The sequence below is a fragment of the Aeromonas sp. sif2416 genome (assembly GCF_019218665.1).
Lineage (GTDB): Bacteria > Pseudomonadota > Gammaproteobacteria > Enterobacterales > Aeromonadaceae > Aeromonas > Aeromonas encheleia.
The window spans coordinates 125,690-138,623 of sequence record NZ_JAHUXC010000004.1 but is presented as its reverse complement, the minus strand read 5'-3'; the positions used below and the strand labels follow the sequence as shown (position 1 = coordinate 138,623).

The window sequence follows — 12,934 nt, the reverse complement described above, 5'->3', positions numbered from 1 at the left end:
CGCAGATCCTGGCACAGGCGGCTAGAGTGTGATCACAGTGTCTGTATATGAGCCGATCTGGAGTGCCATATGTATTCTTACACCCTCAGCTTCAAGGAGGAGGTCGACAAACTGACGGCCCCCGAACACGACATCATCCTGCAAAGCCCCGCCCAGGCCGGCGACTTCGTCATCCTCTCCGACGGCAGCCGCCATCAGGTGATGTTTGTCAGCCACCGCGCCCACTACAGCAGCCTCTATCTCGATAAGGGCGTGAGGGTGCCCCAGAGCTGAGCCAGCTGATTAATGGGCACCAGATGGATTGCACCTGTTTGCCGGTCCCCTGTGCGAGCCCTATTCCAGGTGCTAACGTGAAACAGGCCTGCCATCTCGCCCCCAGGATATTGCCGCGAACACAGGCTGTTTCTCATGGCAGTCAAGGCTGCGATGAACCGGAAAGACTCACATTTTGAGGGATTCACTATGTCCAGGAATGCTGCTCTGATCGTAACCCTGACCCTGCTTGGCATGGCCCCGGCTCATGCCATCAACGCAAAATACGCTCAGCAGCTGGAGCACTCCGGCTGTACACAGGTCACCGAGGCCCAGGGCTGCGACATTCACAAGACCAAGGCGGAGAACGCCGCCGCCGGGTTTGGTGATGCCCCCGTGGCCGCCACCAGTGGCAGCCCCTACACCGGCAACTGGGTCGCCACCTTCCCCGAAACGGGCGCCACAGTGGCCATTATCCGCATCGATGACAAGGATCAGGTCTGGGTCAACGACAAGAAGGTCAGTGCCAAGAAATCCGATGGGGCCCTGGTGTTCAAGGACGGCATGATCATCTACACCATCCAGGGGGATCGTCGTATCAAGGGCGAGGATGGCTGGGTCGATAACGATGCAGGCACAAAGGGGCCAATCGCAGCCAAATAAGCGACATAACCGGACGTGAAGGGGAGCCTGGGTTCCCCTTCTTGTTTTATCTCTTGCCATTCCTTGCCCCCTGTCGCCACGGTGAGTGGCAGCCCTCCTCTTCCCCTACCCCTGTTTCGGATAGTCGAACAGGACCCTAACAGGCTTTAGCCCGGCGATGGCCGACCATGAGGCCGCGTCAAAGGTGAACTGGACGACCGCACAGGTCGGCATCCGGGTGATCTTGCCGGAGAAGCGATGGGCAAGGTCGGTGAACTCGGGGTTGTGGCCAAACAGCATCACGCACCTCAGGGGATCGCCAAGCTCCCCTATCACCGCCAGCAGGGTCTCGACGTCGCTGGCATAGAGCCGCTCATCGACGAGGATGCTCTTGGCCCGGAAATCGAGCGCCTCGGCGATGATGTTCGCCGTCGACAGCGCCCGGCAGGCGGGGCTCGACAGTATGGCGTCGGGCTTGACCCCGGCCTTTGCCAGCCGCTTGCCCATCAGGGGGGCGTCACGCTGACCGCGCCTGGCCAGCGGCCTCGCCCTGTCAGACAGGGCAACCTCCTCCCAGCTCGACTTGGCATGGCGCACCAGCAACAGCGTTCTCTCCATTGTCCCTCCCCGATGGCTTTCGTATCGCCATCCTCTGTTGAGGGCAAGCATGGCTCAGTCCGTCACTCAGTGACACCCGCTGATGGCGAAGTTGCGGGGTCCTGGATGAAAGCCACCCGGGGATGGCCAATGAAAGGTCTCACTCGGCCAAGGGGACGAGTTATGGGCTCACCTCTTCCATCAAGATCAGCCGCAGGGGCTCCGCCAGCAACTCCTCGGCCTGGCAGGCAAAGGCCTGAAAATAGTCGGTCGCGCAATGGGCATCCAGGGCGCCCTGATTGACGAAGGCCTCGCGCATATAGAAGGTCCCCGGCTCCTCCTGCAACTCGAACAGCACATAATCCAGGTTGCCCGGCTCCAGGCGCGTGGGCTCGATAAGCTTGAGCAGCTCGCGCCGCAAGCGCTCCCTCATCCCGGCCCTGGCTTTGAGCACTGCAATCGACACTATCTTGTCCGATCTCATCTTCATCACCACACTCCGTTATCAAGAAATTCATTGGCAAAGGATGCCCATCACAGCGGCTTGTCAGCGAGCCAAGGGCGCATCCTTCGACATGAGACGCAGTGTAAGAGCAGGCTATTGATGCGTATAGACAGACAATATGGACAGACTGTTCGCTCTATTAAACAAATCTGAGAGCAACACGGAAGGCAGGTCCCGGGACTGTGAGTGCACCCAAGCCTCCTGAAGGGAAGCCTGCGACCGAGCCATCGAGGCTTTCGCACCAGAGCCAGCCGCTGATCACCGACTCGCACATTCAACTCCTTGGCCTGCAGTCTTCACAGGCACGAGCGGCGCCGTTGCCCATCGGTTCGGTAATCTGGGCCCACACCCAGCCTCCTGGCTCTCTATGCCGCCCTCAGTAAGGCATGCCGTCTTTATGCAGGGCAGACCAGGCGCCATCGGCGCCTTGTACCAGGGCCAGATCGTCATCGGGGTATTCGACCGTATCGGCAGGCAGTCTGTCGCCGACTTCAAGGTAGGTTACGTCTGCGGAGGATCTGTTCAACAGCTGGTGAGCCAGGCCACTGCTGGCCTTGAAACCGATGCAATCCCCCGGCGACATCGGGAACTCCTCATCACCATGGACTAGCGTGGGGGTCCCCGAGAGGATGTAGATGAACTCATCCTGTCTGGAGTGATGATGCTTGAGCGCCGAGATGGCCCCCGGCGCCAGGGTCGTGAAGTTGACGCCAAAGTTGGTGAGACCGAAGTGATCCCCCAATCTGCGCCTGGTGCGGTGCCTGACCAGGGAGGCGAAGGGTTCTGGATAGAGGGACTTGGCCCCCTGTACCGGGATCTGGGTTAGGTGAACGGGCCTGTGGTCAGCCATCTCGATTCCTCCGTCTCTGTGCGCTGGCAAGGGTTACCGACAAGCCGAGTCACAGACTCGGCCATCGCTCACCCCACAGTTAGAGTCCGGCTTTAGTTTCTGTCAATGCGAAGCGTCGTGACATGAGGCCTAACCGGCGTTTCTGCCAGCGCTGCAATGGGCAGCGCTGATTGACCCTGCAGCCCCTACATGACTTCGAGCTTGACCTTGATAAGGCCGGATCTGAGGTTGCCTATGCTGCTGAACGCCGCCCTGGAGAGATCGATGACCCGCCCCCTCGGGAAGTTGCCCCTGTCATTTACCCGCACCACCACGCTCTTGCCGTTGGCGACGTTGGTCACCCTCACCATGGAGCCGAAGGGTAGCGTCATATGGGCCGCCGTGTTCGCGTTGTTCTTGTAGGGCTCGCCACTGGCCGTCCTCTTGTTGTGATAACGGTCGGCATAGTAGGACGCCAGCCCGGTCTGGCTATAGCCGTGCCAGTTGCCGCCCTTGCCGGCTTCCGGCTGGCTGCTACAGGCCGCCAGCAGCAGGCTGAATGCCAACAGCAGGACGCTTCGCACGCTCCTCTTCATTCCGTATTTCCTCGACTGTGTATGGGGCCTAATGTCTGGCCTGCTCGTCGATGCTTCATCACCGATTAAGGCGCCCACTCTCGCATATTTCCCATATAAAACGGGAGGCCCAGCCTCCCGTTTTGCGTATTGCTCCGTCAGCCTCTGTCAGGCGATCAGCTTGTCATCGGCGAAACCGAAGCCGCGCAGGCCCACCACGTGCACGTGCTCGTGCTTGCCCTGCACCTTGCGGATGAGCTTGTAGGTGGTGCCCTTCTCGGGGCTGATGTTCTCCGGGGCGGCGATCAGCAGCTGCATGTCCTGCCGCTCGCACAGCTCGAACAGGGTGGCGATGGACTTGCCATCCAGGCGCGCCGCCTCGTCCAGGAACAGCAGACGGCAGGGAGCTATGTCCTTGCCGCGCAGGCGGCGGGACTCCTCCTCCCAGCTGATCAGCACCATCAGCAGGATGGCCTGGCCGGTACCGATCGCCTCGCCGGTGGAGAGCGCACCGCTCTCCGCCCGCAGCCAGCCGTCGGCGCCACGCTGCACCTCGATCTCCAGCTCCAGGTAGTTGCGATAGTCGAGCAGCACATCCCCCATCACCTGGTAGCTGCGCTCCCCCTGCTCTATCTGCGGGTTCAGGCGCTGGAACAACTTGGCCATGGCCTCGGAGAAGCTGAGCTCCTTGTCGGCGAACAGATCGTTGTGCATGGCGCTCTGATCCGCCAGCGCGGTCAGCAGGCGAGTGTGAGCCTCGCGGATATTGACGTTGAGGCGCACCCCGCGCACCAGCCCGAAGGCGATGTTCTGCAGCCCCTGGTTCAGCACCCTGATGCGGTTCTGTTCGCGGCGGATGATGTTGGTGATCTTGGCCGCCACCTCGTGGGAGGAGAGCGACAGATGGGTTTCCCGCTGCTTGAGCTCGTCGGCGAGACGGGCCAGCTCGATCTCCATCTCCTCGATGGCCTCCACCGGATCGTCCGAGCGGATGATGTCGTTGCGGATGCGATCCTTGAGGTAACGGTAGACCTGCACGTAGAAGGCGACCTTCTGCTCCGTGCTGCGGTTACCTTCGGAGAGGCGCAGCGCATCGCGCAGCGCCTCGTCGTGGGCCACCGCCACCCGCAGGGCGCCAAGCGCCTTGTCGGACATGGAGCGCAGCTCGTCGCTGTCGAGATAGGCCAGCTCGCGCTTGTTGAGGCGCTTCTCGACGTCGGTCTCCCGCGCCAGCCGTACCACCCGCGACCAGCTCGCCTTGTGGCCCACCAGGGATTTGCGAGCACCAAAGTAGTCCTTGCCCTCCAGCTTGAGACGCCCCCCCAGGGATTCAATCTCGCGCTTGCATACCTGCAGCTGGGCCTCGGCGCTGGTGCGACGGGAGCGGGTGCGGATGAGCAGCTCTTCGATCTCTTTCTTGTGGGCGCGGGACTTCTCCTCCATGTCGGCGCTGAGGGTCAGCCCCATGGCGGCCAGCTCCTGCTCGAACTCGTTCAGGGTCTGGCGCTTGGCCTCGACGCTGGAGTGCAGCGCGGTGCGCAGCTGCAGCGCCTCGGTGTGGCGCTGGGCAATCTGCTTGTGCTGCTCGCCGGCGGTGCGGGCGGCCAGCTCGGCGGCCTTGAGCTTCTCTTTCAAGCGCTCGCTCATCTCGGAGGCCTTGCCGAGCAGGTCCTGGGCGTCCTGATAGGCGAAGTGCGGCAGACGGGCCACCAGCTGATCCAGCGCATAGGCGCGGCGCTTCTGCTCGGCGAGCTGCTCGTTCACCTCGTCGAACGCGGCCTGCAGGGCGGCGAGATCCTGGGGATCCTGGCGCAGCACCTGCACAAGTGTCTCGAGCCTCTCGAGCGCCTTGCCGTGCTTGCCGATAAAGGCTTCGGCCTGTTTCAGGCTCGCCACATCGGCGTGGGCGGCCTCGAGCCGCGCGGCCAGATCCCCTTCCGCAAACAGGTGGGCGAAGGGCAGCATGGCCTGCACCAGCTGGATATAGCGGGTCAGCTGGGCGCCCGCCGCCTTGGCCTCGCCAAGCTGCTTGTCACACTCGGCTATGGTTGCCTGCAGCTTGCGCTGCTCGGCCTGCTTGGCCTGTACCTCGGCCTCGGGATCCGGCCGGAAGGCAATATCCAGGTGCTGGCCGATGAAGTCGCGGAAGTGACCGTAGAGGCGGTGATACTTCTGCTGCTCGAAGGCGGCCTTGGCGTAGCCCTCGATCAGATTTTCGCGTTCCAGATCGAGCTGTTCGATGCGTTTCTCACGGGCGGCGCGGCCGAACAGCGGCAATTCCGGGTAGCGGGAGAAGCGCACCTGACGCTTGCTGCTGCGCACCAGCACGGCGTCGCCGAGCTCGTCCGCCTCCACCAGATCCTCGTCGAAGGAGTCGGGGTTGCCCTGGATGAGGTAGATATCCTCGGGGCAATCTTCCAGCTTCTTCAGCCGCTCTATGGCCCCTTCCAGATCCAGTACCACCAGGGCGCTGCGCGCCGGGCCGTAGAGGGCGGAGTAGTAAGGGGCATCGTCGATGGAGATGTCGTCATAGACATCGGAGAGCAGCACGCCCCCCACCTGCTCGGCGATGCGGGCGAGGCGCGGATCCGCCTCCCCTGCCCCCAGCTGCAGGTTGCGGATCTGCAGCTCAAGCCCCTGTTTCCGGGCCTGGATACGGTTGCTCTCCTGCTCGAACTCGCGCTCCTTGTCGAGCACGGTCTGCATGCCAGCGGAGAGTGCCTCGGCGCTGGCCAAGGCTAAGCCACTCTGTTCGCGCAGCTGCTCGAGCTTCTCGAAGGATTTCAGCCAGCGCGGGGCCAGCTTGGTGAGATCGCCGATGTCGCGGCCCAGCTGGACGCCCTGATGCTCCAGGCTGGCGCGACGCTGGCTCAGATCGCTCTGCTGATCGCTCAGCTCTTCCTGACGGGTGCGCTGGGCCTCGAGGAAGATCTCCAGCTCGTCGCCGCTGGCGATCTGCTGGCCAGAAGCCTGGGCCAGCTCATCGCGCAGCTTGAACAGGGCCTTCTGGCTCTCGCTCTCCTTCTCCAGGCGGGCCAGGGCGGCGCGCAGCCCCTGCCCCTGTGCGATGCGGGCCTTGTCTTCGATGTGGCGCTTGAGCAGGGCCTGGGCGTTGGGCCAGGCGGCCTCGCGGGCGGTCTCGGGGGCAATGCTGAGCAGCAGCGTCAGCGCGGCCTGGTGCTCGGCCACCGCAGCCTTGGCCAGGGCCAGCTGCTGCTCGGCCCCCAGTACTCGGCTGGTGAGGCTCTGCTCGACGGCGCGGAACTGATGCAGGGTGTCGCTCGCCTGTTCGGCGCTCAGCCCCGGCAGCTCGCACTGCTCGCGGGCACTGTCCAGCGCCTGCACCGCCTGGCGGTACTGGATGGCGCGGGTCTGCTGGATGTCCAGCGCCTGCTGATAGTCGGCGAGCTGGGTCTTGAGGCTATCCACCTCGGCTTGGGCCAGCTCCTTGCGCTCCTCCACCTCCAGCAGCTGGCTGTGGATCTCCTCCACCACCGCCTGCTGCTGCTCGAGCTTGTCGTTGAGATCCGCCAGATCGGCGCGATACAACTCGATCTTCTTCTGCAGGCTGACGGCGGCCATCACCTTGGCCAGGTGCTCGGCGGCGGATTCCAGCTCGTCGGTCAAGAGCTTCTCACGATTGGTGAGCTGCTCCACCTCGTCGGCCAGATAGATGGCGCGCTGCTTCTCCTCGGCCAGCAGCCGGCGCTTGCCAGCGAGCTCAGCCCGGGCCTTGAGGGCCAGCTCGGAGAGGCGATTCTTCTCGGCGGCGTTGCGTACATAGTCCGCCGCCACGTAGTGGGTGGTCTCGGTGATCAGGTTCTTGAACAGATCCCGTTGACCCTGCGTCTCCTTGATGGCTTCCAGGGTGCGGCGGTTCTCGTAGATGGCCGCCTCCATGTCCTGGAACGCCTTGCGCACGCCTGAGTTCTCCGGCAACAGGTATTCCCGCAGGGAGCGGCTGATGGACGAGGAGATGCCGCCGTAGAGGGAGGCTTCGATCAGTCGATAGAACTTGCCGCGATCCTTCTGGTCGCGCAGCTTCTTCGGGGTGATGCCGAACTCGAACATGAAGTTGTGATAGTCGGTCACCGTATTGAACTTGGCGACCTTCATGGCACCAAGCTCGGCGGCGGCCCCCTTCAGATCGGCGAAGGCGCGCACCCGCCCCTTGCCGTCCTGGAGTTTTTCCAGCAGCAGATCGGTGGGCGCCAGCCCCTCGGGCACGTCTACCAGGGCGAAGGGGGTGATGTTGACCTTGTTGTCGCGGTTGGCGACCTGCTCCAGGTGCACGCCGACCCAGATCCGCTGCTCGCGGCTGTTCATCACCTCGAGTACCGAGTAGCAGTGGCCCCGCTGCAGCTTGCCGTAGAGCCCCTTGTCGCGGGAGGCACTGCTCGATCCCGCCTCTGTGGTGTTGCGGAAGTGGAGCAGAGACTGATCCGGGATCAGGGCCGCGATAAAGGCCGCCATGGTGGTGGACTTGCCGGCGCCGTTACCGCCGGAGAGGGTGGTCACCAGCTGGTCGAGATCGAAGGTGCGGGCAAAGAAGCCATTCCAGTTGACCATGGTCAGGGATTTAAATTTGCCTCTCACGCCATTTTCTCCATCAAACCAGTAAGTTCAATCAAACCAGTCGGCTCCATCAGGGCCAGAATTTTAACGTTGCGGGTCATTCTCAACCTCCAGCTCGAGCTGCTCTTCATCGAGATCCGCCTCTATATCCTCAAACAGCGAGTCGCTGCTCGGCATCTCGTCGTCGTGGAAGATGGCCTCCCCCTCCTGGATCATGCGCAGCTGCACGGCGCGGGGATCCTCGTCGGAGCGCACATCGGCGGCGAAGCGGAACACCGACTCGTTGACCCTGAACTTGTCGCCGTTGCCGAGCGCCGTGATCATGCCAAGGCGGCGCAACCGGCGCATGGAGGTGCGGATCTTCTCCAGCAGCTTCTTCTTGTCCAGATCGGTGCCGCCGGAGCGGCTGTTGACCATGCGCAGCAGCTGCTTCTCGTCCGCCAGGCTCAGCACCTCCTCTTGCAGCTCGCCCATGGCGAACACCCCTTCAGAGGCGAGCCGGTCCGGGCTCAGGAACAGGTAGCAGAGCACCTTGCCCACCAGCATGTCGAGCTCGGACAGGACAGTGGTGCCGATGTCGGCGCTGGGGCGCGGGCGCAGGTAGAAGAAGCCCTCCGGTGCCTTGATGAGCTCGACCTGATAGCGGCCGTAGAAGATCTCCAGCTCGCCGTGATACTCCACCAGCATGGAGTGCTGTTCGAAATCGTCGGCACTGAGGTGGCGGCCCGAGCGCAAGGCGGTGTCGATGCGCGGAAACAAGGGGTTGGCGATGGCCTCTGCGAGCCGCAGCGGCAAGGGAAACTCAGTATTGATCAATGACATAGGCCTGAACCTTGGATCCAGCTTGGTTAATGGGTTTCCATGCGGGTTGCTGGTGAAGCTCGCGCTCACCGCTGGCATGGCCGAGGCGCACGGCCTGGTCTATCAAGAGACGGGCCACGTCGAAATGGGCATGGGCCGGGTAATCCAGCAGGTACTCCCGCAGCACGTCGGCCAAGTCCAGTCGCGAGCTCTGCTCGGGGTAGCGGGCGAGGTAGCGATCGATGCGCTCCGCCAGCTCCTGGTTGATGTCCACCATCTCCAGGTATTCCATCTCGAGCGGCACCTCGCCGGTGACCTCCTCGTCGTGGATGGCGATGGTTTCGTCCCGCAGCTCCAGCAGGCGGGGCTCCTCGGCGATGCGCAGCAGCCAGCTGTGCTGCTCGAAGTTGCGGATGGAGTCGCGCAGCCGCTGGCTGAAGGCGCGGTTCTTGTCCATGTCGATGGCGTTGCGGATGAACTTGTGGACGTGTCTGTCGTAGCGGGCCCACAGCTCGATGCACTGCTGGCCCCAAGAGGTGATGACGTCGAGGCGCCCCTGCAGGGCATGGGTCAGCTCCTCGACGTGGAACAGATCCTCGCGCCCCTGGGCCGCCTCCTGAATGTTGAGCAGCCCCTCCTGCAGCCGGTGGCCGGCGGCGTCCAGGGTGTCCTGCAGCTCGCGCAGGGTCTGGCCGGTCTCGTGCAGCAGCTTCTCGCAGCTGTGGATGGCGTCGACCCAGTTCTGGGTCAGCAGGGCCGCTATCTCGCTCTTGACCTGATTCTGCTGCTCGTCCATGGCGCGCTGGGTGAGATCGATGCGCCCCAGGGTCTCCTCAAGTGAGAAGCTGAGCCTGGGCAGCACCTCGGCGTCCCACTGTTCGCGGGTATTGGTCTCGAGCGCCGCCTCGCGGGCGGTGTCGAGTTCGGCCGCCAGGTGTTCGAGCAGGATGGAGAGCTTGATGGAGTCAACCTGGCGCTGATCCATGAAGAAGTCGACGATGCTCACCCCCAGGCGCGACAGGCGGTAGAGGCTCTCCCCCGCCACCATGTCGGTGTTGAAGCGCGACAGCAGTTGCTGGCGAATGAGATCGTTGATGGCGTTGTTGGCGCGACCGCTCTGGGTCTCGTCCATCTGGCCGAAGGCGCTGCTCACGTAACCGAAGGCATCGTGCAGCGCGGCCTCCGAGAGATCAGACTCGTCCTCGGACAGGGTCTTGATCGCGATCAGAAAGGCCAGCCGGTCGGTGGGCAGGCTCAAGGCCAGACCTTCCTGTCTGACCCATCCCACCGTCTCGGGCAGGGTACGGGATGTACTCATCATGACGTTATCATCTCGTTGTTATCGGCGAGGGGCTGGCACGGGGCGCCGTTTCCGCTCGCGCTGGTATGGGCCAAGGGTGCGCGGGCGACCCCTGGCAGCTAGATCCCGCTAGCATAAAAACCGGACATGGCTGCTTGGCTTGTGCATCGTCAACATGGGGTCTTGAGCGAGACGACCGCAGGCCCTCGACGGCGCCGGCGAGCGTCCTGCGCCCTCCTCCCCGCATCGAGGTGTCAGCCGGTCGGCTTCTGCGCCATCACATGAATGTAACGGCCGAGCGACACGAAGGGCTCCTGGCGGCAGTACTGCAGCTCCATGGCCAGCAGATCATCGAACTTCTCGACCTGATCCTGCTTGTGGCGCATGTAGTCGTGGATGACCCGCACCCCCGTCTTGCCGATGATCTTGAGCCCCCCTCGCCCTATCCAGTCGTATACCTGTTCCGGCAACTGCGGATTGGTGGGGGTCAATGCGGTCTGACGCTTCTTGCGAAGGCCGAGCCGCACATAGTCGAAATTGCCCACCACCAGGCTCTGGAACAGCAAGCCATGACGGTTGTAAAAAAGCAGCGACAGTATGCCCCCTGCATTGACGAAAGGGAACAGACCGAGCAGGGTCTGGCGCGGCTCGGCGAGCCACTCCAGCACAGCATGACAGAGCACCAGATCAAAGGTTCCGCTCACGTGCTGTTTCAGATCCTGGATGGGGCACTGGATGAGACGAATTCTGTCTTCAAGCCCCTTCTCGGCGATCTGGACCCGGGCCAGTTCCAGCATCTCCGCCGACAGATCGCACAGCTCCACCTGGTGACCCATGGCCGCCAGCTTCTGGGCGAAGTAGCCAAAGCCGCCCCCCGCATCCAGGATCCGCAGCGGCCGGTTGCCGAGTCGGGCCAGGCAGGCTTCGATGTCGCTCCACACCACAGTGGTACGGATGCGCCCCTTGGTGGAGTCGTAAATGTTGCGGGCGAACTTGTCGGCGCGTCCGTCAAAACTCTGATCTTGCTTCAAGGCAGACTCATCTTCGGCCACACCTGTCCGTCGGCTCACGGGATGGGAGCACAGAGGGTTGGGCCACAGGAAAAAAGAGGGGTATTCTGTCACATCCCGGATCTGCTGAAAACTCAAGGACGACACCACAGTGTTTGAGCTAAAAAAATGGCTGGGTCAGCTGCTGATGCCGCTGCCCTTCTCCCTCTCCTTATTGCTGTTGGCGCTGCTGCTGCTCTGGTTCACCCGCTTCCAGAAGACCGGCAAGCTGCTGGCCACCTGCGCGCTGCTGCTGATCACCCTGATGGGGATGCGGCCGGTAAGCTACGAGCTGGCCCGCCCGCTGGAGCAGACCTTCCCGCCCTTCGAGACAAGCCTGCACCCGGACATCGACGCCATCGTCGTGCTCGGCAACGGCCACGTGAGCGATCCCGCCGTGCCCATGCGCAGCTGGCAGAACAACATCGCCCAGGCGCGAACCCTGGAGGGGGTGCGGCTGGCCCTGGCTTATCCCCAGGCGCAGCTCATCTTCTCCGGTTATGTGGCGGGGGATCCCTTGTCCAACGCCGAGGTCAACGCCCTCATGGCGCAGAGCTTAGGGATAGACAGATCCCGAATGACGTTGTTTGAAAACAACAAAGACACCCATGACGAGGCGGTCAGCATCAGTCGTTATCTCAAGGGCAAGCGGGTGGCGCTGGTGAGCTCGGCCACCCATCTGCCGCGGGCCATGGCGCTCTACCGCGGCCAGGGACTCGATGCGGTGCCGGCCCCCACCGACTATACCGCCAAGCAGAGCCAGCAACCGCAACCCCTCTACAGTTACCTGCCCAAGGGGCGTTATCTGATGTATTCCGAGGCTGCCATTCACGAGTGGATTGGGGTATGGTGGGCCCGTTTGCGGGGGCAGGCTAACGAATGAGCGATCGGCTCTTGCATTCCTGATTTGGATCAGGAAAGCGAAAAAAAATTACGTCATTTGCCGCCGGGTCAGCTATCTTGGGCTCGGTTCAATTCATATAATGTCGCGCAATCAAATGCCTAGGAGAGTTACAAGATGAGACAGCACCTGGTAATGGGTAACTGGAAACTGAACGGCACCAAGGCTTCTGTAGAAGCTCTGATCAAAGGACTGACCCCGGCTGCTGCCGCTCATCCTTCTGTGCAAGTCGCCGTCTGCCCGCCGGTTATCTTTTTGGGCCTGGTTGAGCAACTGACCGCCGGCAGCAAGATCGCCTACGGTGCCCAGAATGCCGACCTTCACGAGTCTGGTGCCTTCACCGGCGAGAACGCCCCCTCCATGCTGAAAGCCTTCGGCTGCACCTACTCCCTGGTCGGCCACAGCGAGCGCCGCACCCTGCACGCAGAGACCGACGACGTGGTGGCTGCCAAGTACGAAGTCATCCAGAAAGCCGATCTGATCCCCGTGCTCTGCATCGGTGAGACCCTGGCTCAGTTCGAAGCCGGTACCACCAATACCGTGGTCGAGACCCAGCTGAAAGCCGTGATCGATCGCTGTGGCATCGCCTCCTTCAGCAAGGCCGTGGTGGCTTACGAGCCGGTATGGGCCATCGGCACTGGCAAGACTGCCACCCCGGAGATCGCCCAGTCCGTCCACGCTCACATCCGTCAGTATCTGGCTGGCTTTGACGCGGCCGTGGCTGCCAAGGTCCAGATCCTGTACGGCGGCTCCGTCACCGGTGCCACCGCTGCCGATCTGTTCGGTCAGCCGGACATCGACGGTGGCCTGGTGGGTGGTGCGTCCCTGAAAGTGGACGACTTCTCCCAGATCATCGCTGGCGCTGCCCAGTAAGTGATGCACAGAGAGGGGCCTGGCCCCTCTCTGGT

At 62.8% G+C, this 12,934-nt stretch carries 12 protein-coding genes; 4 read left to right on the top strand and 8 right to left on the bottom strand.

Annotation, left to right across the window (positions count from 1 at the left end; all coding sequences use genetic code 11):
- The first annotated feature begins 69 nt into the window (after positions 1-69).
- Both KW821_RS09840 and KW821_RS09835 read left to right on the top strand, forming a co-directional pair.
- Positions 70-273, top strand: a complete 204-nt coding sequence (locus KW821_RS09840; RefSeq protein WP_218291312.1) for a hypothetical protein — start codon at positions 70-72, stop codon at positions 271-273.
- 189 nt (positions 274-462) lie between these two features.
- Positions 463-915, top strand: a complete 453-nt coding sequence (locus tag KW821_RS09835) for a hypothetical protein (protein ID WP_218291311.1) — start codon at positions 463-465, stop codon at positions 913-915.
- A gap of 105 nt (positions 916-1,020) precedes the next feature.
- Here the strand turns inward: KW821_RS09835 and KW821_RS09830 are convergent, their stop codons facing one another.
- The 8 genes from KW821_RS09830 to cmoM all read right to left on the bottom strand — a co-directional run bounded on the left by KW821_RS09830 (position 1,021) and on the right by cmoM (position 11,107).
- Positions 1,021-1,512 carry a histidine phosphatase family protein gene (locus KW821_RS09830; protein ID WP_218291310.1) on the bottom strand — a complete coding sequence of 164 codons (492 nt, stop codon included), beginning with the start codon at positions 1,510-1,512 and terminating at the stop codon, positions 1,021-1,023.
- A gap of 160 nt (positions 1,513-1,672) precedes the next feature.
- Positions 1,673-1,981: a putative quinol monooxygenase gene (locus KW821_RS09825; protein ID WP_218291309.1), complete on the bottom strand. Its 309-nt coding sequence runs from the start codon at positions 1,979-1,981 to the stop codon at positions 1,673-1,675.
- Between the two features lie 391 nt (positions 1,982-2,372).
- Positions 2,373-2,846 (bottom strand): cupin domain-containing protein, encoded by a 474-nt coding sequence (locus tag KW821_RS09820; RefSeq protein WP_218291308.1) that lies wholly within the window; start codon positions 2,844-2,846, stop codon positions 2,373-2,375.
- A 185-nt stretch (positions 2,847-3,031) separates the two neighbouring features.
- On the bottom strand, positions 3,032-3,421 hold the full coding sequence (locus KW821_RS09815; protein ID WP_218291307.1) for a septal ring lytic transglycosylase RlpA family protein: 390 nt from the start codon (positions 3,419-3,421) through the stop codon (positions 3,032-3,034).
- A gap of 147 nt (positions 3,422-3,568) precedes the next feature.
- Positions 3,569-7,996 carry a chromosome partition protein MukB gene (mukB, locus tag KW821_RS09810; protein WP_218291306.1) on the bottom strand — a complete coding sequence of 1,476 codons (4,428 nt, stop codon included), beginning with the start codon at positions 7,994-7,996 and terminating at the stop codon, positions 3,569-3,571.
- Between the two features lie 63 nt (positions 7,997-8,059).
- The gene (gene mukE / locus KW821_RS09805) at positions 8,060-8,797 is read right to left on the bottom strand and encodes a chromosome partition protein MukE (RefSeq protein ID WP_218291305.1); all 738 of its coding nucleotides are present in this window, start codon (positions 8,795-8,797) and stop codon (positions 8,060-8,062) included.
- The gene (gene mukF / locus KW821_RS09800; RefSeq protein ID WP_042652251.1) at positions 8,778-10,097 is read right to left on the bottom strand and encodes a chromosome partition protein MukF; all 1,320 of its coding nucleotides are present in this window, start codon (positions 10,095-10,097) and stop codon (positions 8,778-8,780) included. The genes mukE and mukF overlap by 20 nt, the downstream gene beginning before the upstream one ends.
- 233 nt (positions 10,098-10,330) lie before the next feature.
- A complete protein-coding gene (gene cmoM / locus KW821_RS09795) occupies positions 10,331-11,107 on the bottom strand; it encodes a tRNA uridine 5-oxyacetic acid(34) methyltransferase CmoM (RefSeq protein ID WP_218291304.1) in 777 nt (258 codons plus the stop codon).
- 130 nt (positions 11,108-11,237) lie between these two features.
- Here cmoM and elyC point away from each other — a divergent pair, with 130 nt between their 5' ends.
- Positions 11,238-12,008: an envelope biogenesis factor ElyC gene (elyC, locus tag KW821_RS09790; RefSeq protein WP_218291303.1), complete on the top strand. Its 771-nt coding sequence runs from the start codon at positions 11,238-11,240 to the stop codon at positions 12,006-12,008.
- Between the two features lie 135 nt (positions 12,009-12,143).
- Positions 12,144-12,899, top strand: a complete 756-nt coding sequence (tpiA, locus tag KW821_RS09785) for a triose-phosphate isomerase (RefSeq protein WP_218291302.1) — start codon at positions 12,144-12,146, stop codon at positions 12,897-12,899.
- Positions 12,900-12,934: the final 35 nt, after the last annotated feature.

What these genes read in the sequence shown, in the direction of transcription:
- mukF (WP_042652251.1), bottom strand. Translation starts at nt 10,097, where the DNA reads ATGATGAGTACATCCCGTACCCTGCCCGAGACGGTGGGATGGGTCAGA.
- KW821_RS09830 (WP_218291310.1), bottom strand. Translation starts at nt 1,512, where the DNA reads ATGGAGAGAACGCTGTTGCTGGTGCGCCATGCCAAGTCGAGCTGGGAG.
- KW821_RS09840 (WP_218291312.1), top strand. Translation starts at nt 70, where the DNA reads ATGTATTCTTACACCCTCAGCTTCAAGGAGGAGGTCGACAAACTGACG.
- mukE (WP_218291305.1), bottom strand. Translation starts at nt 8,797, where the DNA reads ATGTCATTGATCAATACTGAGTTTCCCTTGCCGCTGCGGCTCGCAGAG.
- KW821_RS09815 (WP_218291307.1), bottom strand. Translation starts at nt 3,421, where the DNA reads ATGAAGAGGAGCGTGCGAAGCGTCCTGCTGTTGGCATTCAGCCTGCTG.
- KW821_RS09820 (WP_218291308.1), bottom strand. Translation starts at nt 2,846, where the DNA reads ATGGCTGACCACAGGCCCGTTCACCTAACCCAGATCCCGGTACAGGGG.
- KW821_RS09835 (WP_218291311.1), top strand. Translation starts at nt 463, where the DNA reads ATGTCCAGGAATGCTGCTCTGATCGTAACCCTGACCCTGCTTGGCATG.
- tpiA (WP_218291302.1), top strand. Translation starts at nt 12,144, where the DNA reads ATGAGACAGCACCTGGTAATGGGTAACTGGAAACTGAACGGCACCAAG.
- KW821_RS09825 (WP_218291309.1), bottom strand. Translation starts at nt 1,981, where the DNA reads ATGAAGATGAGATCGGACAAGATAGTGTCGATTGCAGTGCTCAAAGCC.